This window comes from Gaoshiqia sediminis (assembly GCF_025907915.1).
In the GTDB taxonomy this organism is placed as follows: domain Bacteria; phylum Bacteroidota; class Bacteroidia; order Bacteroidales; family Prolixibacteraceae; genus Gaoshiqia; species Gaoshiqia sediminis.
In genome coordinates, this window is sequence record NZ_JAPAAF010000050.1 from 1 (window position 1) to 19,458 (window position 19,458).

The window sequence follows — 19,458 nt, forward strand, 5'->3', positions numbered from 1 at the left end:
TGGAACCATAAACAAACCAACTACAAAATCTAAAATCTCCAAAATCCAGAAAAAGAAAGACCGTCCCAAATTTTGTTTTGAGACGGCCTCTTTTTGTTTTTAACACAGACATTAAAACTTATGAATGCTTTTCAGAAAGGTAACGCTCAGCATCAATGGCGGCCATACAACCCGATCCGGCAGCAGTAACCGCCTGGCGATAGATTGGATCCTGCACATCGCCACAGGCAAAAACCCCCGGCACATTGGTTTTTGATGTTCCCGGAATAGTCTTGATGTAGCCAACTTCATCCAGGTTCAGATATTCGGCTACAAAGTCGGAGTTTGGCTTATGACCGATAGCCAGGAAAAAACCATCTATTTTTATGGTTACTTCTTCTTCGTTAGCTTCGCCTTTATTTTTCCACAAAACGGCGCCTTCAACCACACCATTCCCATACAATCCTTTCGTTTGGTGTTTCCACAACACTTCAATGTTCGGCGTTTTCATCACTCGTTCGGCCATTACTTTCGAGGCGCGCAACTCATCGCGCCTCACAATCATATATACTTTGCGGGCCAACCCGGCCAGGTAAATCGCCTCTTCAGCAGCGGTATCTCCCCCGCCTACCACAGCCACATCTTTCCCCCGGTAAAAGAAACCGTCGCAAGTAGCACAAGCCGATACGCCGCCGCCAGCATATTTCTTTTCATCGTCAATGCCCAGGTACTTGGCCGTGGCACCGGTTGCCAGGATGACTGTTTCCGCTTCGATCAGTTTTTTGCCATCAATCCACACTTTATGAATATCGCCCGAGAAATCAACCTTCGTGGCAAAACCGAAACGCACATCCGTTCCGAAACGCTCGGCCTGCTTTTTAAAGTCTTCCATCATCACCGGGCCTGTCACTCCCTCCGGGTATCCCGGGTAGTTTTCAACTTCGGTAGTTGTAGTCAGCTGCCCTCCCGGCTGAAGTCCTTCATACATCACCGGGGATAGGTTTGCCCGTGCAGCATAAATAGCAGCTGTATATCCGGCTGGCCCAGAACCAATGATCAAACATTTTACACGTTCAGTTTCGCCTGCGGGATTTGTATTCGGTTTTTCGTTTTCGTTAAGATCTAATGATTTAAACATGACTTCAATTTTTAGTTTTTTTGTTCAGACAAAATTACAGATCATCCAGATATATACAATATTTGTTTGATCAATAATAATGAAGATCACATAGAGTCAGACTATCAAAAAAACTTAAATCTATTTTCAGGAATAATTTTGAAGTATGGCTGTGTTTATATACTTTTGCCATCGCAAAGATCGGGATGTAGCGCAGCCTGGTAGCGCACTCGTCTGGGGGGCGAGGGGTCGCAAGTTCAAATCTTGTCATCCCGACAGATTCAAAGATCAAAAAACACTAAATGCCTATAAATCAAATGATTTATAGGCATTTTATATTTTACATAGGCCAATATAACCTATAAAAGAATCAATCAATTCGGGTATGATCCGGGTATAAAAACAAAAAAAGGAGCTGATAATCAACTCCTTTTGTGCCCAGGACGGGAACACCCAATATCACATAAAACGCTTAAATTCAAAAAAATAGAGAGGTTTAATTTCTTTGGCCGCGATAAATCCCCAGCATTTACTTAATTGACTTATTCTCCACTTCAAATTTACAAAATTCGAATCAAAACACATTAGTTTCTTGAAATAATGTCCGATTATTTGATATGTGGCCAAAATTTAAGAACCTCGTTTGATAAATCGATACTAATTCTATCCTAAAATTAATTAGACAGTATTGTTCCTGTTTGGATTGATTTTCGGTGGACTTGCTTTTGGACAGTTTCAGTACCAGATAACTTTCTGATTCTGCAATTCCCCGGATATAACTCGCCAAGCAGATCTTCTATCTTTTCAAATTTAGCCATGTTCGTATTAACTTGCTGGTTTTAAATTTCTGACAATGCATTTGAGTAAATAAATATAGAAAGTGATCATTTCTGTATTTTACGTTCCAGCTTCTCCTTCAAGTCCACCCCCTTGATGGTTAGCCTGTATTTTTGGTTTTTACTGGTTGATTTGTCAGGCAAGGTCATTTCAATTAACCCTTCTTTTAAAGCTGGCTCAAGATAATTAGTTGCAAAGTGCGGTCTGTTTCTCAATTCAAGAATCTCCATCAGCTGAGGCCTGCTCATTTCACCTTTTAAAACCAGTACTAAACGATGGGTTAGTTCCACTATCTCCGAAAATAGCTCTGATACATCATGTATGTTGTCATGTTCGCCGTCATGTATGGTATCATGTTCGGCATCATGTGTGGCTTCAGCTGAAGGTCGCCAAATCGTGACCTTAAAACCTTCATCAAGAGCAATAAGTGGTGGCTTTAATCCCCTTTCTTCTGTTAGTTTAAACATTTCAAGTGTTCCCGTACCATAGCGTTCAATTTCGCCTGTCAAAAACATACAACCTGCAAGTAGCGGATTATGAGGATAAGAGCTATGAGGCTCTTTCAAATCATTAATATCCAACTCTGGTGGTAAACTGCCAGGATTAGTTACTTCAATTCGATCCCTGAAAATCGAAACTTGTATACTGCCTTTGCTATAATAATCACGGTGAGCTACAGCATTAATAATTGCTTCAGAGATAACAGCACGAGGAATCTCGTAAATAGTCTCAACCTGATTACTTTTTTCTCTTGTACCAGTCGATAAGCTTATTTTAGAAAGAACAAAATTTACAGCTTCGTCTGCTACCTCAAATACAGTTCCACCAAACTCTTTGTAATCAGGAATCGGCTTTTGCACTTGTATCCCATGAAAATGAGCACACTTAATAGTTGCTGATGGAAAAAACAATTGAGGATCAGTAGCAAAAGCAAGCAGCGCACTGTTTACAAGCTTTCCATTCTTGATCATTCTTAAATGTTTCAATACTTGATCAACTGATGCTGTCTCTTTTAAGGGAAAGTTTCGCTTATTTCTCGCTAGAATGACAAACTCTTTAACTTTATTTTCATCCAATGATTGGATGTCAGCAGAAGGATGTAGCGAATCGTCAAAATCGTGGCTTTCAATCTTTCCCGTTTGCTTTAAGTACAGAACTGCTGAATTATAAACTTCCTTTTTCAGCAAATCAAGATTGGAAAATTTCTTTCTGGAAACATCATGCTCAATTTTGCGGATTAAGGCAATTTCTTTGGGATGCCGATCTGCTCCGACAATATCCTTTATAAAAATCCATCTTGGTATATGTTCTGCTTTTGCCTGATCATATTCTCTTTCAGTTGGAGAAACACCCATTTCGTCTTCAAAACCATACTTTGCTCCCAATAGTCCGACGTAAATATCTGATTCCTTTACTTCATCCAAATAGACTTTGCCTGGCGAATGAGTATTGGCAGGAACTTCTTCAAAAATAAAAGGTTCGAAAAATGTTCCAAGTAACGGATCTTGCCTAAGATAACGTGCCAGCTCTGTCCGTTCATCGGCAAACTCGTTCTGGACACTCGATATAAATACTTTTAGTTTTCTCACTGTTTCAACCTTTTAATAAGTGAAGAATCCGTTTATTAAGGCTTAGTAAATATAACACTTAACAAATTTTTCTCAGTCTTAATTAATTTAATCCATCCAACTTTCCCAAATCCGACTCCCTCGTTCCTCCTGATTGTCAATACGAAGATGGACATCAATTTCTTGTTGCATTTCTTCAACATGGGAAATAACGCCAACGATCCGGTTTTCTTTCCGGAGCGATTTGAGGGTGTCAAAAACAACCGACAGCGAGTCTTTATCCAAAGAGCCAAAGCCCTCGTCAAGGAAAAAGAAATTCTGGTTCGATTCGGTAATTTTCTGAATATTATCGGCTAAGGCTAAAGCCAACGACAGTGCGGCCTGAAATGTTTGTCCTCCTGAAAGGGTTTTTACACTTCGCACTTTGCCACCATTCATAAAATCGCGCACCTGAAAATTATTGTCCGGCGTGATCTCCAGGCTTAGCTTTTGACGGGTGAGCTGGAAGAAACGATCATTGGCGGCATTACACAAATTTTGCAGGTAAACCGACGACACATAATTCACAAAACCACTTGCCTTGAACAGCGACTTCATGGTTTTGAGGTTCTCGGCCCGAAGTTCCAGTCGTTCCTGCTCTTTCTTTAGAGACGCCTGACTCTCCAAATCTTTTTGCAATTTTTTAAGCAGTTCTTCTGTTTTCCCCAACTCTTGATTTTTCTGTTTCTGCAGCTCACTGACAGCCGCTATCTCCAAAAGCAATTTTTGGTGCGCATCACTATCGTAAACACGATCGCCGATTTCTTTTAAAAGCTGTTCCAATTGTGACTTACTTCTTACCATTTGATCTTTAAACCTGGCCAAATTCTGCTTTTCCCGATCCAAATCAATCGGTTCAGCCAATACCTGCCGCACCTCGTCAACCGATTGATATATTGTTTTAGTGAACTGCTCATCCAGTTGTTTTTTCAATGCTAGCAATTGTTGCTGGTCTTGCTGCAATTCTTTTCGGTTAACAACCAGGCTCCCGCTAAGCGTATCGTTAAGTTTTGTCCATTCGGCCAACAACTTTGTCAATTCGCCATATTCCTTTTCCAGCCGGGCATATTCCTGCAACAAACCCGCTTTTTCGGTTTCAATGGCAGCTGTCTGAATGGATCGATAAACCTCCGGATCAATTAATTTTAGCTGCTGCCCGATGGTTTTCAACTCGGTTTGGTGAACTGCCAAAGCGGTCTTTATTTTTTCTACTTCCGCCTGAAACCTCTCTTTATTCTTTTCCTCCTGAACAATTTCTTTGTCCAGAGATCCCAATATCTCTTCCTTCTTCTTCAACTCATCCTGAATGCGTTCTGCTTCCTGAAAAGCTTTCGCAAGCTCTGCTTCTTCGCGATATTTATCCCATACAAAAAGGATGGCATGAGCTGAAATTCTTTTTTGCTGATCAGCCTTCTTTTCCGACAGTTCCTGCTGATGACGACGAATAAACTGAAGCTGGCTATCGAGTAAATTCAGGCGGGTCCCAAATTTTGTAATCTGATCCATCATTTTCTCATAAAGCTCACGCTCGCCATGCAATTTTAACTGTGCCTCCTGAATATCATCAGTTTTGAACAGTTCAGGGTGATGCAACGAACCACAAAGCGGACAAGCAGTTCCTTCGTCCAAATCTTCGGCATACATTTTCAATTGAGCTTTGACCTGAATATGGTTTGCCTGTTCTTCCAGCGATTTCAGTTTTAATTTTATTTCAGCGGTTTTATTTTGAAGATACTGAGCACTCACCTCCGAGTCGGCATCAGGAGGAAGTTGCGAAAATAAAGTTTCAGCCAGTATTTTCGATACTTCCTGTCGATTTACCTTTTCTTCCTGAAGGTACTTTTCAATTTCTTTTTCTGTTTCGCCAAGCTGCTTATCGAGATTGTTCTTTTCAACGTACCAGGCTTTTACGTTCGACAAAAGTGCAACATCAGGAAGCTTCGCCCGCTCGGCCTTAACCAGTTCATCCAGCTTCTGTCGTTCAAGCTTTGCCTTTTCCAGTTTAGTAATCGTTTGTTCGCAAATACCTGTGCCCTTTTTTAAGCGTTCGTCATCCTGCAAAACAGATTTTGCCAACTCCTTCATTCTTAGCAAACGTTCCAATTCTCCGGCCTTTTGCTTCAATTCTTCCCTTTTTTCATACCGGGGTTTTAACTCCTCAACTTGTTTCCCGAGCGTTGCAATTTCTTCTTCCTGCGTTTTCAACTTTGTCTCATCCTGTCCGATTTGCTTTTCGCGAGCCAATACTCTTTCGTTGGTTTGATTCAAGGCATCAAGCAGATGCTTAAACTGTACCACGCACTGTTCGTATCGGGCAATTTTCTGTTCCAAACTTTTAAAAACAGGTTCCTGTTCCTGCAAGGCTTTAAATGCTTTTTCTGCGTCTGCCTTCTTTTGAGTCAATTCCTGAAGTTTCCGGAATTCTTCTTCTGTCTTTCTGTATTCAATAAGCCTTTTGCTTTGCTCGGCCAACTCGTTTGTAAGTTGTTCCAACTGTGCTTTATATCCACTTATTTGTTCGGGATTGACAGTGCCCAACTGCAACAACTGTCCCTCGATATTTTGTTTGTTGGCATTATTTTTCGCCTCCAAAGAAGTAACCTTGTAGTAAAATTCGAACTTTCCGAGGTTGAAAAGTTCTTTCATCATTTGAGTCCGGTCTTTATTCCCCAGTTGCAAAAACTCCTGAAACTGACCTTGCGGAATAATGATGGTTCGTTTAAAATTGTCGTAACTCAACCCAATAGCCTGTTCTAGCGAATCTGTTTCAATGGGAATCCACTCCTTCCCGTTTTTTCGGTATGCCGACCTGTCCAATGCTTTTACATCTTCGAAGTTTTTACCGTTGCGTTTGCCTTTTACTGTTGCTCGATAGGCAGTTTGTTCCTTGCCTGTTTCAAATATAAAATCGATGAGCAGTTCGTTCGATTTCAGGTTCATCATGTTGTAGTAGCGGTTGTCGCCCGAAAGGTTTAACCGGTCAGTACGGCCATAAATAGCAAAGGTGATGGCTTCCAGTATTGAAGATTTTCCGCTGCCGACTGTTCCGAATATGCCGAACAGGTTTGCCGCTGTCAGCTTTGTAAAATCGATGGTTTGCTTGTCCTGATAGGAGTACAAACCTTGTATGGTGAGTTGTACAGGTATCATTCTTCTTCGGCCAATATTTCAGTGAATAAACTCTTGATTTCATCGTTCGGTTCCTGTCCCTTTTCGTGCCTGAAATAATCACAAAAAAGTTCTTCCATGCTGCGGCTCAAATCAATCTGTTTTTGATGGCTGCCAACCAGATTGGTTGCATTGGTTACTTCCGGAATGATGGAAACAATTCCCGGATGAGCAGCGTTGAGTTGCCGGCGCTCCATCGCGGTCAAAAAAGTATCGGTTACCAGGGTAAGCTCCACCAAAACATCCTGATTTTCGGCCAGCCATTGCAACGCATCCTCCAATCCTTCGGCGCGTTTTCGCAGCAACCGTTTCCCTTTTGTCAATTCTATTTCACGCACGTTAGCGGCTTTCCCGGGTTCTGCCGAAATCAATAAAACATACTTTTTCTGATTGGCTTCGGAAAAGCTATACGACAACGGACTGCCACTGTAATAAACCGGACAGGGAGCCGAATCAACCCGCTGCATCCGGTGCAGGTGCCCCAGTGCCATGTATTGAGCCTGTTCCGGAATATTTTCGGAGTAAACCACCTGTGCCCCGCCCACATGCAAAATGGGCTTTTCATCTTCGGGTTCCGCCGGAAATTCTTCTCCCTTTTTGACCGTAAAAAGGTGAGACACCAACACATTCACACCATTCCCGTCGCAAAACCGACCGGCTAAACTTTGCCATTTTTCCTGAAGGACAGCCCGCAGCTCTTCTTCGCTGTTTTCTACTCCCAGACAAGTTTTCAACCGGTATTCGTTGGCATAGGGAGTAAGTAATATCCGCAGCGGAACTTTTGTTCCCGGGAGCTGTAATTCCAGGAACCCTTCTTCACTGCGCAACACTTTCAACCCCGACTCCAATTCGAACGGAGTAACCTGTGAATTGGGATAGCCAGCAAAAACAATCCCGCACTCGCGTGCCAGTGGATCAGGAGACTCAATACGATCGGGCGAGTCATGGTTGCCGGCAATGGCAATCACCGGACGGTGACCATTGTTGGACAGTCGTTTCAACGCTTTATAGAATAAATCAACAGCTTCGGTGGGCGGATTAAAGGTATCGAACAAATCGCCGGCCACCAGCACGGCATCCACTTGTTCTTGCTCGGCGATTTCACAAATTTCCTGCAACACGGCCTGCTGTTCTTCCATTCGCGAAAAATCATCGAGCCGTTTGCCGAGGTGCCAGTCGGAGGTATGGAGGAGCTTCATTGGTTTTATCTTATGATTAAAAACATTAATCCTTTCTTAAATTATCAAAATTATATTTTTTTATTGTATCTTGAAGAATCCTGAAATGATTACGATATTGCCTGTTTATTTCCGGAGCATCCATAATCTCAGCAGCCTTTTGTGCATACTTAAGAGCATTTCCTCGATGCCTCCTCTTAATATCAATTGGTTTTCTCGTCCAATAATCTAAACGATTTTTAGTCAAAATATATCTGCGCCTACTTGAAAGCTCCCGCTTTTTTACTCCTTTGTAACTAAATAATCGATATAGTCTTGTCTTGTAAATCACTTTATTCGCTATAAGGCTCTTCTCTTTCGCTTTATCTGCTTTGATGTGTTGCACCCTGACAGCACGTTTCATTCTTCTATAAAAATTGGATACACGGTTATTCTTGATTAACGTTTGATATCCATAAAACTGAAAACCCAAATAGTTAAATGGAATATTGAAAGTCTTTTTACCATCAACAGATAAAGCATAGGATTGTAACCTTGTCTTTCCGTTAACTTTGAACTCTTCAAAAATGGTACGTTCAGTCTTATTTTCCGAAAGCTTTAACTTTGCCAGCTCACCAGAAATCTTCTCCCGAATAAAGCTTTCTACATATTCTCTTTGATTAATTGAGCAGACCAAAACAATATCATCAGAATACCTTCGGTAAAAGACATTTCGCTTTAGACATAACTCATTGTACACGACTAAATCAAATCGGTACATATAAATGTTTGCTAATAATGCACTAATTGGCAACCCTTGTGGAATACCAATTAGATAGCGCTTGCCATTCTCCTCTTTGTGGAATTGATTCTTCCGTACAATAAATTCTTTTGCCTTTAGTCGCTCCCGAAAATCAGTCATCGATCGAAAAAAGGCATCTATACCATCTTTCTGATAATTTGATATTTCTCTTTCGTCAAATCCGCCCTTAACTGTTCGGAAATCATTTAAACTGACATAACGAAATTGGGTAATCGACTTATACACATGAAAGTGGTCGGGAGGCAAGAAACTGAGCCCCAAAACCTCTTTCCATCTTTCGAGTAATATCTTATGATCAAGCGTACTGAAAAAGCTCTTTACATCCAGCGCAATCGCGATGCACTCACCTCGCTTTCTCACTTCGTCAAAAGCATCTTTAGCAAAATGCACATTCGATTTGTTTCGAAAGCCCTCCGGCGCGACTATACTTCTGTAAGCAGAAATACAATCTGACAAGCCCGTAGTATTTCTTAACAAATCTTCATAAGCAGAACTCAAAATTTTATGGTTATAATAGGCATAGATTTGCGCATCTATGTGGCATGCATAGTGTATTGGTCGAACTTTTTTGGTCGATTCACCAGTATCTCGTCCGAAGTGGGATCGATAGTAAACCCCGTCACTATCCATCAATTTTTTATACTTACGTTCGGTAATGGTTTTATAGATCAAAGGTAGAAAAGCATGCTTGGCTACATATTCTGGATTTGATAACTTGCTCAGCACTTTTCGTTTCTCATTGAGCGTAATCTTTGAATCGATATGACGATAACCACGTACTTTAAACCAGTCCTTGTTTTTCATAGTAAAAAAAGTTTCTGAAACCAAGTAGAGATATCGTTTATGAGGCTAGTTTACACCTTTCAGTTGTACCGCAATCCGGGCTTCCGAATTCTCTTTACTTCCTACTTTGCAAATAATGTTGCTACTTGCAATAACCTTTAACGCCGTTGATATGATTACAAATGTTGTTGAAACCATACTAGTTGACTTATTGGCTAATGCTCTAATTAGCTTGATTAATCACTACAAATTTAAGTTGAATGAATCTCGAGATGAGTTCAAATTAAATTTGTTTGTATCTAATCTTTCCAGCCATTCCCTTACGAATGACAGTTGATTTTGAATATTGATCCAAAACACAATGATACTAACAGTAACAAGCCTCCGGCTCTTGGTTTCAGAAACTATGCTAAGTTAAATATTATATTTATCTTAGTCAAAAAAACAAATAACAATGACTAAAATTACTTATGAAATCGGACAACTGGTCGCCATTCGAAATCATCCTTATTTCGAAATCCTTGAAGGGAATAGTAATAAGAAAAATTTTAGCACAAGATATGTTGGAAATACCATTACCTGTTCTTCTGATAATTTCCCTTTAATGATCGTCAAAGAATACACTCAAAGTATTGAGAAAAAAATGGAACTCAATTCTGAAAATTCAACATTTAGTGAGATTTCAAGACTGAAAACGAAATATCTCTGTGTTTGGTATGACTCAAAATTAGGGCGTTTTCAAGAGGCATGGTTTTATCCTGAATCTTTGGTCATTTTCACAGGGATATCTGACTCTATAAAGGATTCTGAATTAGCAGATATTTCGATGTTTCCCATAGAAGTATACCTGAGAACTACCATCATAGAACGTTACAAAACGATAAAAAACCAAGCTAGAGAGAACGATCGTTTTGTGTCATCTTCATTTCTCATTAAAGGGAAAAAAACAGAAAATCAATTTGAATGGATTAATGAGAAATATGATTTTAAAGAACGATTGATTTCTAAAACGAAAATTAAAGTTCAATGGTTTAATGTGGCAAAAGGTAAGTACAGTGAAGAATGGTTGCCAATTGAGTTTTTCAAAAAGACTCCGGATTTAATGAAAATTGATTGGACTTATCTAGATCCAGATAAAAAAGAATCGTTTGAGAAGAATGGATATAGAAAGTTGATGGAATATCTAAATAATAGCAACCGTAATTACTTCTTTAAGAATAGTCTTTCCGGTCAAAATTTAGAAAGCTTAATATTCTATTATTTAGCTAACGAAAGAAAAATAATTCTTGACGACCGAGTACATGCTTTTGACAGATATCTGGAAGAAAACAAGTACAAAGTCATAAAATATAAAATATCCGTCAACAGTGAAGAAATAGAACATTTTCATCCATTTTATGCACCAGTTGACCTCATCGTCAAGAGCACAGTGACGGATGAGCTTTTCGCTGTCGATTTGATTTCAGGAAATAGTTTAATCTCCGATGGACAGATAAAATCCCAAATGCGTGTACTCTCAGATGAGAGCATGCAGACAAATGACGAAGAAAGTGATGATGTTTGCCAAGAACTTTCGCTTTATAACGGTCGGGCTTATATCATTCAAAAACTTTTAATCGAAAAATATGGATATAAAAATATTAAAGCAAAATTATTAGTCATAAACAGCGGACTGAATAACATTATCAAAGAATTTGATGTAAGTGAGTGTCCTGTTTCTTTAAGTAAAGTTATCGGGTAACGATTTCAACCTTTTCCCACACATGCTTAAAAACTCCTCCTCAAAAACCAACCGAATATTACATCCCTGAGCATTCAGCTGCTCTATTTTCTTCATTTTGGAAGGGCCAGGGGCAGAGCCGGTGATGACAAAATTGGTGCGTTTGGTTATTGTGGTGTCAATGTCTGCTCCCAGCTTTTTAACCAGCTTCGCTGCTTCGGTTCGGGGAATTGATTTTAGAACACCGGTAAAAACTACCTTTTTTGCATAAAAAGGACTACTACAATCGGCGTGTTCCAGGTCGGGTTGCAAAACATCGCCGCAAAGGTGTTCGTGTCCGTCAGCTTGGAAAAATGTGGATTTTTTGGAACGAGGTTGCATCTTCGAAAAATCAGGCTCAATTCCGCTCAATAATTTCAGATAAACCCTGGCACAAGCTTCAGCATCGCAGGCTGCATCGTGGTGGTTATTCATATCAATGTCATACGCGGCACAAATTTCATTTAGTTTAGCCCCTGTTCTGGAATAAGTACAGTCACACTCCAATTTGGGAACTGGCAGACCGTAAAAGTCAAAAGTCTGCATCAAACAGTTGATATCGAACGAGGCATTGTGTGCCACCAGTCTTTTGCCATGAACCAACGGATGTATTTCATCCCATACTTCTGAAAATAACGGTGCCTCTGCGGTCATATCAGGAGTAATGCCATGCACCCGAATATTCCACTCCGAATATTCATTTAGGGGTGGCTGAACCAATCTGGAAATGGTTTGGGTTATTTCTCCGTTTTCAACAATGGCCAGGCCAATTTGACAAATACTCCAGCGTTTGCCTTGGGCCGTTTCCACATCAATAGCAACAAAGTTCATTTTTAGACAATTTAGGTTAGAATAATCCGGTCATTATTTTCAGTGATGATTCCTTCTAAGAGAAAATTGCGGGTTTGATCCATAATTGAGGCTTTATTTGGATGATTAGTTCAAAGGTTAAAGAACAACTGACTATAAAAATAAAAAATACAATCAGCAATAAATAATTTTATATCAATTATTTTCAATTAAAGGCTGTAGACTCTTCATCTTTCGGCTTTATTTGTCCATATCCAATTGTTGATATCTGGCTTCCAGCACTTCGCTGTAACGTTTCTTCATACCCTCCGAAAGAAAGGATTGATCGATCCATGCCAGGGCCTGTTTCCGGTTTTTCAGCATGCGTTTAAAACTCCCCTTGATTTGCCGTTCGGTCAGCCCCATGCCCTGCCCCAGCAGTTCGAAATGTTCACGGGTCAACTTCTTCTTTTTTCCGGCAAGTGTCAAAGCCAGTTCCTCGGTATCTTCAGGCAGAACAATGGCAACGTTCAAAAGATCATACGCAGGAGCCAATCCCCAGCCAGAAGGCTGCTCAATCATCGAAAAATTCTTCAGGTGCATGTCGTTGTTCCCTGTCAAAAAAGAGAACAAGGCCAGCTCGAAGAAAAAGATCTTATCCAGCAAGGTATTTGCTGAATAGTTATCCAGGGCTTTTCCAATTTTTTCCATCGAACCTTTGTATTTGTCGAAGGCTTCCGTGATCTGAAACATGTCCAGCATGTGTAGTTTCTCCCCTTCTTCCGTGCGATCCACCCGCTTGGTGATGTAGGATAACTCACCGGAGGCCAGTCGAACCAGCGAAGAAGGTACCACCCGGATACCAAAGGACTGGGCCATACGCATGGTCACATGCTCATTTTCGGGCATTTCCGGAAAGAGGATGGATGGCGGTTTAAAAATATACTGCCCCCCCAAGGCGCCAACAACCGTCAGCCTGTTATCGTTTTTTTCCCTGGCCGTTTTGACTAGCGACATGGATAATTTCGGCTGAACACCGGGCACGGCAATGCTACGTTCTACTACCGATTTGGCCAGTTCATCCATCTGATCAAGTGTATATTCGATGACAGGCGGAGTTGCCGTCCTGAAAAACGCCACGGAACATTTGGGGTGAAAATCCATCCCTCTCTCTGTTGGTTGATAGCAATACAAGCATTTACCGTTCATCTTCTTCAGCTATTGGTACAACACTCACCGCCCCGATGCAATTCCGGCAACAAGCCAGCAACAGTCCCATACGATCATTTTTATTGATCCGCCAGTTTTCAGAGGCAATTTCCAGCAGCCATCCCTCCGGAATAAGTCCTTCAAAAAACGGGAACAGGCGGTTTGAAATGTAGGGCTTATCAGTTACCGGCATGGTAAAGGAGAGGAATAAATCCAAGTGCTCTTTCACATAGGTCTGGTTGTATTGGAATACATATTCACCATCATCCGTTTCGGTGATCATCCCGGCCAGATATTCTTTGTAATAAACTTTTCCGCGTCTCATCCTTTCAATTCCTTGCTGTTTACCGGAGCTAATTCATGGCCAAACATGTTCAGCACCAAGTTGACCTTATCCATATTCAGGTTCGTTTTCCCCTGCTCAATTTTACGGATCACTGTCAGGGCCACCCCGGCGCGTTCTGCAAATTCCTCCTGTGTCAAATTGACCTCTTTTCTTCTTTCTTTTACAAATTCTGCCAATCTCCTCATTATATGTATTTAAATATAACTCAAATCAAAAATAACCATTTATATGCGAAAAAATATAATTTGGATTGAAATATTTCATTTATATGTTTTCAAATATAATCTTGTCTGAATAAAAGAGGCCTTTTCTAATACCGTTTCCCCTTCCCTTTCTGTTTTTTCATCCTGTTCCGCTTGAGTCTGTCTTTCTGGTTTTCCTGCAAATAAAACTGCCGGGTAATTTCTTTCAGAATCACGGATTTTAAGACACTTATTGGCAGATCCAGCGTTTCTTTTCGGGAAGTCTTAATTGAATGAGACTCTTTCTCAGAAAAATTAAACCTCGGCCGCTCCTTAAAATCACTCATCCGAACCGGATGCCGGATGGGATTTCCGTTTTCATCGGTCACAAAAACCAGCTGCCCCCTCCCCGCTTTTCTGATCTCTACCTGGAATAATCCAAGCGCCTGATCATACATTTCATTAGAAGTGATCAGCTCCATCCGGTTGAGCTGGGAAAACAAACTCTCCAGGTTTTGCTTCAGGTTTTTGCTGGAGCCGGAAAAGCGATAGTTTAGTTTCTCTTGAGGTTCATCTTTGGTGAGCTGGTATTTCTGCTCCAGGGATTTAATGAATTTCTGTGTCTTTTCTCTTTCGTAGTTATCCTTGATCTTCTTTCCGGTCTCGCAGTCAATGCGGGTGGACACGATATGAAAATGCACCCGTTCCAAATCGGCATGTTTATACACCAGGTAAGGCTGATTTCCGTAGCCAAGGTGGCTCATCAGGTTGTCGATCTCCGCCCGGATACCGGCATCCCCCAGCCGGACCAGATCGCTGACTGTTGGATTAACGGATAGATGTAATCCTGGCTTTTTGACCCGGGTGTTACGCGCTTCAATCTCCTGAAAAATCCGGTACCGGTCGTTCTTGTCACCCAGAAAAGGATTCAGTACCGGCATATTTCGGCTGTGGTAAAAGCTGGCTTTATGCCGTTCCACCTTCCGCTCGTTATAAAACAACGCGTTTTTCGTGCTGCAAGCCTGATGAATCTTGATAACCATGGTATCCCGGTTTATTGCTTGAGAAAGGAATCAGTGCAGATATTTTTGCAGGAAAATCAAGCAGTTTTTCATCATCTCAAACGCTTGTCTCAACAGCTGCCGGTCGTTGTCATCTACCCGGTAACCGGCAAAGGAATTCATGCGTTTGGAAAGCTGGTTCAGGTTCACCCCGATCTTGTTCAGCTCGTAATCCAGGCTTTTCAACTGATTGTTTGTATTCTCATCCAACGAAATCACCTTTCTGTCTGACTGCTTAAAAATCCGCGACCGGATGTAATCGCTCGTGCAGCCATACTTCCCCCGTTTGACCAGGCTTTGCAACCTGATCTTTTCCTCCCGGGTCATGCGGATAATCAGCAACTCGGTGCGTTTGTCCTTATCGGGTAATCGCGGGCGCATGGCGTGTTTTTTGGTTCCTGATTCCAATTGTTCAAAGAGGGGAATGTATGCAACAACCTGCTATCAGGTGGGAAGGCCCCTGCCGGGCAAGATGAAAGGTTTTTGTGCATACAAAAACACATCTTGCAATCCCCTCTTTGAATTAGGTTCTCCTCACTGATTTTTTGTTCTTTTACTTCGGTCAAACGGAGAATAAAGAAAGGGAACCCAATTACGGATTACCCTTTCTGATTGGAAACGAGACTTGCGAACTGCCAACTCACTTTTTGCCTGGCACCGGTTTTCTTTTCAGCTTTGGCATCTTGCTTCTGGTCTTCGGTTTTCTCCATCTTCTCCTGCTTAAAATCCCGGAAGCTGATGTTCCGGTCGGCGGCATTCACCTGCAGGGTGGCCGAGAACTTTTTGTCGTTCTTGCCGGTCAGTTCTACGGTTTTTCCGAGGTTTTTGTCATTCAGCAAAACCCCTTTTTCTTCCTTGGTAAACTTGTGCCCCATGTATTCGTCCGGGACATTCAGCCGCTGGATGGGGTGAACCCTGATGTCCACCTTCCCGTCCTCGCCTTGCTGCAAGCGGATCTTGGCCGGTATTTTATAGTCCTGGTCGTTGATCCGGGCATTGATCGTGTAGAGTTTATCCGAACGGAAGCCGTTCAAAAAATCGGTCATCTCGCGTTTTTCCATTTTCTCGATCAACTCGCGGCTGATCCCTGCTTTTTCCAGTTTGTCAAACGGAATCTGGTCCATTGACATGCGTGTGCTTTGTTCCATGATTTTTAATTTTTAGGGTTAGACATATGGGGATTAATCGACTTCAAAAACATGTTTCTCCCGCCGGTTGCGTTCCACCAGGGCCCGCAGGACGGTACAGGTTTCTTCCGGCTTGGGGATGGCCTGCATCCGGAAAACAGGTGTTGTTTTGTCGGAGGAGTAGATGATCAGGTTGCCGATCCCCAGCGGCCGGTCAATCCGACTTTGTGTGACCGTCAAAAGCAAACTTAAAGGTGCATTTCAGGTCAGCAGGGCAAAGTTTGAAAGTCCGGAAATGTTTTTTTGTATAGATGTTGTCAGGTGGGGTGTTTTATATGGTTCAATAAATAAAACCGATGAGCTGTTTTACCGAAGGGTTTGGTACGGTTTGACGGCTGTCAATTCATTTTCATGAAAACGTTGATTTTTTCCGGGCCTTTTTAACGGGATTTGGATAGTCAAACTTCTATTCCCCAAAGAAAGAAAAAAGGCAAAAAAAGAAAGAAAGCCGGTTGTCAGCCGGTCGGGGCAAAAGTGCAAGGCTGATCTGTCCGGGTTGGCTCTCAAAAAAGCCGGGAATTTCGACTGCAAAAAAATAGCCGTGCGGACAGATCACTTGCCCAGGCCTTGCAGTTTGCCTGGTAATGGCCTCGCGGGGAGACCGGCTAAATTGGCTTTCCTTTTGGTTTTGACTGATTGGATACCTTAGGGAACAGTCTTAGGGCGGGCAGGCAACAGGCAAGTGTCGCCCGGGAGTGGAGCGGAGCGGAACAAACGGAGCGACTTTTGCCGCGGGGTGCATGCCGGCTCCGGAGCGCAGTCAAGCGAAAAAGCGACTGGTTTCGGGCGCGGCAGCGTACGGATGAAGGAAGCGGTTTCGCGATGACGGAGCGATGGTGCCGGGGCACAGGGGAAATACCTGCTAAAAGGAATTTTTAACCTCATTTTTTTAAACCTTCAAAAACGGGGAAGTGTGGACCGGAAGGGACAAGTCAATCCAGATATGAAATGGCAGGGATTGAGCTTTGAACTGGCGGGACACTTTTCCCAATGTAACCGAGGCTTGTGAGCTCAATGGCGGAGCAAATGAAGAGAACAGGCCGCAGAACTTCAGAATAAAGCCGACAAGTTATTCATTGCAAATTAAGTAATCAAGCGGTAGGTCATAATGGGTCAACGTTTTTTAAGCATTCTGAACTTGCATTGTTGGAGGACATCAACGCGCTGTAGGAATAGAATTCCATTAGATTAACTTTGCACATCAACTTAGTCTGAATTGATGTGTAGTTTTACGATTTTCCTGTGGTTAATCCATAGAGTTGTTACTGATCCATTGCCAATTTTACCAAACTGAACTGATCAAAGTCGAAAATCATAAGGCTTTTCTGGCTGTAGCTGCCCAGAATAAGCTGAATGCAGGCATTGGCCATATAAATGCCTAAAATTCTGCGCACGACACCCAATACTCCATTCTCATTACAACCCGGCACATCTTCCGGATTGGGTGGTTCAGGATAAATATCCCTTAAATTATTTCCTCCTTCGCAGTTAAATACGGCCAGTTGCGCCTCATAATTAAAAATACTACCATACACGAGCGGTTTCCCTAATTCCACGCAGGTATCATTAACCAGGTAGCGTGTGGGGAAGTTATCCGGACCATCCACAATAATATCGAATCTGGAAATCAGTTGTGTGCTGTTTTTCTTGTTCAGCAAATCTGTATAAACCTGAAATTGTAAATTGGGATTCTGAGCTTTCAGGACTTGTGCAGCCGTTTCGGCCTTGGGTTTCCCGACATCCGTAGTTGAATACAAAACCTGGCGGTGCAAATTATGCAGCTCTATTTTGTCGAAATCAATGATAAACCCTTATCCGCGACAGAATCGTTCATGGTCAGTATTTGGTGCGGGGCAAACCGGTTTTTGCATACCGAAGTTACCCGTCATTGGCTATTTGCAAGATATTCGGATGGAAACAAATGTCTGGTAACGATGCTTTCAAGCGCTTTTTCCGCAAATTTGGGCAAGCCGACAGCCAACAGATGAGTGATTATTTTCACAAGTGGATGTTTGGTAATGTTAGGTTTGACAATTATACGCTTGACTGTGACTCAACGATCATCACCCGTTACGGGGAGCAGGAAGGGGTCCGCAAAGGGTACAATCCACGCAAACCCGATCGGCTGTCACATTACCCGGTCATGGCTTTTGTAGCCGACCTGAAGCTGGTGGCCAACTTCTGGTTACGCAGCGGCAACAGCAGTGCCAGCGACAATTTTGTTTCATTTTTGGCCGATACATTCGATAAACTCCATGGGAATACCATCAGCCTGTTGCGCCTGGACAGCGGCTTCCACACAGTTGATATTTCGGTGTAATTGTGCCACGTACCGAAGTATTGGATTGAGTAGAAGAACCCAAGGTCAACTACATCATTGCAGCGAGGTCTTATGAACCCATACAACATCAAATAGCTGGATTGAAACGATGGATCAAACTCGACGAGGGGATCGAGGTTTCTGAAATGCAATACCACAGCTCCTTGTGGGGCAAGCCGCGAAGAGTGGTGGTTGTCCGCCAGCGCGTGATGGACCGCCCAAAAGCAACGGAATAACAGCCCCGCCTGTTTGAGGACGACGAGGCTGTCCTCAAAAAGATAAAATTGGACAGTCTCTTTATTATTTATGAACATTCCATGGTAAAATACAGAATTAGGGAATCGTCTGTTTAAGGCTTTTGATCCTCCCGAAACAACTCAATTTTCAGTATCCGTAACAGAAGATTACGGAAGTTTAATATCATTCAGCCGGATAATCAATAAGATCCAGTTGATCCTGGATGTATTCCACTAACCTTTCATAAGCCAAAATGGTTGAGAAAGCAGGATCATGCCAAGTATTGAAATAATCATCTAACTTAACAGGAAAAGATCTAATTCGGAGAGGAATAGTAGGAAGATCCAGAAGAAAATATTTATGATCAAGGTACGTAAAGCCGGAGCGGGAATATTGTACCCTAGTTTTGTTTTGTTCCAAAAAATCGATTAGATTTTCCATTTCCCTGATGTAGTAATTTCTGGTCAATTTCCGGTCTGATTGGGGACAGTTTTTTTCCAGATTTAGAATGCCCTGATAGTAAAGCAGCCTACTGTAAACCATAGGTTTCTGCTCTTTGAAAAAACGGATTTCACTTTCCTTATCTGGAAAACCAGCTTCGATTACCTGTTCCAGCATCCTTTTTAAAGCCAAATGGCAGTGATCTATGGCAAACTCGAGCTGGTCCTCGGTTTTATCAGAAACCTCGCAGGTTCTAGCCAGTTCTGTATCCAACTGCTCAATAATCCTCCGGTGTGCTGTCATGGCTTTTTAACGATTAATATTTAACTAAATCAAAAAAGATACTATAAATTGAAATCAGTAATTTTGACCAGGCATCGTACCTCGTTGCCGTTCAATATTTAACGCTTCCCCGGTTTCCCGATCGAACCAGTCAGGAGTTAATTGATCCGGTGT

General features: G+C 42.0%; 18 protein-coding genes and 1 tRNA gene. 3 read left to right on the top strand and 16 right to left on the bottom strand.

Annotated elements, in window-relative coordinates:
• Positions 1 to 118: 118 nt before the first annotated feature.
• A complete protein-coding gene (gene trxB / locus N2K84_RS18625; RefSeq protein WP_282593345.1) occupies positions 119 to 1,117 on the bottom strand; it encodes a thioredoxin-disulfide reductase in 999 nt (332 codons plus the stop codon).
• A 181-nt stretch (positions 1,118 to 1,298) separates the two neighbouring features.
• Between trxB and N2K84_RS18630 the strand changes: the two genes are divergently transcribed.
• Positions 1,299 to 1,372 (top strand) — tRNA-Pro (locus N2K84_RS18630).
• Positions 1,373 to 1,980: 608 nt separating this feature from the next.
• Here the strand turns inward: N2K84_RS18630 and N2K84_RS18635 are convergent.
• The 4 genes from N2K84_RS18635 to N2K84_RS18650 all read right to left on the bottom strand — a co-directional run bounded on the left by N2K84_RS18635 (position 1,981) and on the right by N2K84_RS18650 (position 9,492).
• Entirely contained in the window at positions 1,981 to 3,522 is a 1,542-nt protein-coding gene (locus N2K84_RS18635; protein WP_282593346.1) for a Fic family protein, read from the bottom strand.
• An 87-nt stretch (positions 3,523 to 3,609) separates the two neighbouring features.
• Positions 3,610 to 6,690, bottom strand: coding sequence for an SbcC/MukB-like Walker B domain-containing protein (locus tag N2K84_RS18640; RefSeq protein WP_282593347.1), 3,081 nt, complete (start codon positions 6,688 to 6,690; stop codon positions 3,610 to 3,612).
• A complete protein-coding gene (locus N2K84_RS18645; RefSeq protein ID WP_282593348.1) occupies positions 6,687 to 7,907 on the bottom strand; it encodes a metallophosphoesterase family protein in 1,221 nt (406 codons plus the stop codon). The genes N2K84_RS18640 and N2K84_RS18645 overlap by 4 nt, the downstream gene beginning before the upstream one ends.
• A gap of 25 nt (positions 7,908 to 7,932) precedes the next feature.
• A complete protein-coding gene (locus N2K84_RS18650) occupies positions 7,933 to 9,492 on the bottom strand; it encodes a reverse transcriptase domain-containing protein (protein WP_282593349.1) in 1,560 nt (519 codons plus the stop codon).
• A 433-nt stretch (positions 9,493 to 9,925) separates the two neighbouring features.
• Here N2K84_RS18650 and N2K84_RS18655 point away from each other — a divergent pair, with 433 nt between their 5' ends.
• Positions 9,926 to 11,212, top strand: coding sequence for a hypothetical protein (locus tag N2K84_RS18655; protein WP_282593350.1), 1,287 nt, complete (start codon positions 9,926 to 9,928; stop codon positions 11,210 to 11,212).
• On the opposite strand, the gene N2K84_RS18660 is transcribed toward N2K84_RS18655, so the two are convergent.
• From N2K84_RS18660 to N2K84_RS18705, 10 genes are all read right to left on the bottom strand, one after another.
• Positions 11,192 to 12,061, bottom strand: a complete 870-nt coding sequence (locus N2K84_RS18660) for an exonuclease domain-containing protein (protein WP_282593351.1) — start codon at positions 12,059 to 12,061, stop codon at positions 11,192 to 11,194. The two genes, N2K84_RS18655 and N2K84_RS18660, sit on opposite strands and share 21 nt — an antisense overlap.
• A gap of 219 nt (positions 12,062 to 12,280) precedes the next feature.
• Positions 12,281 to 13,228: a HipA domain-containing protein gene (locus tag N2K84_RS18665; protein WP_282593352.1), complete on the bottom strand. Its 948-nt coding sequence runs from the start codon at positions 13,226 to 13,228 to the stop codon at positions 12,281 to 12,283.
• The gene (locus tag N2K84_RS18670; protein ID WP_282593353.1) at positions 13,218 to 13,553 is read right to left on the bottom strand and encodes a HipA N-terminal domain-containing protein; all 336 of its coding nucleotides are present in this window, start codon (positions 13,551 to 13,553) and stop codon (positions 13,218 to 13,220) included. The genes N2K84_RS18665 and N2K84_RS18670 overlap by 11 nt, the downstream gene beginning before the upstream one ends.
• On the bottom strand, positions 13,550 to 13,759 hold the full coding sequence (locus tag N2K84_RS18675; protein ID WP_282593354.1) for a type II toxin-antitoxin system Y4mF family antitoxin: 210 nt from the start codon (positions 13,757 to 13,759) through the stop codon (positions 13,550 to 13,552). The genes N2K84_RS18670 and N2K84_RS18675 overlap by 4 nt, the downstream gene beginning before the upstream one ends.
• Positions 13,760 to 13,884: 125 nt before the next feature.
• Positions 13,885 to 14,799 (bottom strand): relaxase/mobilization nuclease domain-containing protein, encoded by a 915-nt coding sequence (locus N2K84_RS18680; protein WP_282593355.1) that lies wholly within the window; start codon positions 14,797 to 14,799, stop codon positions 13,885 to 13,887.
• Positions 14,800 to 14,829: 30 nt separating this feature from the next.
• Positions 14,830 to 15,198, bottom strand: coding sequence for a plasmid mobilization protein (locus tag N2K84_RS18685; protein ID WP_282593356.1), 369 nt, complete (start codon positions 15,196 to 15,198; stop codon positions 14,830 to 14,832).
• Between the two features lie 218 nt (positions 15,199 to 15,416).
• Positions 15,417 to 15,965 carry a DUF4099 domain-containing protein gene (locus N2K84_RS18690; protein ID WP_282593357.1) on the bottom strand — a complete coding sequence of 183 codons (549 nt, stop codon included), beginning with the start codon at positions 15,963 to 15,965 and terminating at the stop codon, positions 15,417 to 15,419.
• 33 nt (positions 15,966 to 15,998) lie between these two features.
• Positions 15,999 to 16,184, bottom strand: coding sequence for a PH domain-containing protein (locus tag N2K84_RS18695; protein ID WP_282593358.1), 186 nt, complete (start codon positions 16,182 to 16,184; stop codon positions 15,999 to 16,001).
• A 465-nt stretch (positions 16,185 to 16,649) separates the two neighbouring features.
• Positions 16,650 to 16,889 carry a hypothetical protein gene (locus tag N2K84_RS18700; protein ID WP_282593359.1) on the bottom strand — a complete coding sequence of 80 codons (240 nt, stop codon included), beginning with the start codon at positions 16,887 to 16,889 and terminating at the stop codon, positions 16,650 to 16,652.
• A gap of 377 nt (positions 16,890 to 17,266) precedes the next feature.
• Positions 17,267 to 17,809, bottom strand: coding sequence for a HesA/MoeB/ThiF family protein (locus N2K84_RS18705; RefSeq protein WP_345894143.1), 543 nt, complete (start codon positions 17,807 to 17,809; stop codon positions 17,267 to 17,269).
• Positions 17,810 to 17,925: 116 nt separating this feature from the next.
• Between N2K84_RS18705 and N2K84_RS18710 the strand changes: the two genes are divergently transcribed.
• Positions 17,926 to 18,324: a hypothetical protein gene (locus N2K84_RS18710; protein WP_282593360.1), complete on the top strand. Its 399-nt coding sequence runs from the start codon at positions 17,926 to 17,928 to the stop codon at positions 18,322 to 18,324.
• 420 nt (positions 18,325 to 18,744) lie between these two features.
• Here the strand turns inward: N2K84_RS18710 and N2K84_RS18715 are convergent, their stop codons facing one another.
• On the bottom strand, positions 18,745 to 19,305 hold the full coding sequence (locus N2K84_RS18715; protein WP_282593361.1) for an RteC domain-containing protein: 561 nt from the start codon (positions 19,303 to 19,305) through the stop codon (positions 18,745 to 18,747).
• Between the last annotated feature and the right edge of the window lie 153 nt (positions 19,306 to 19,458).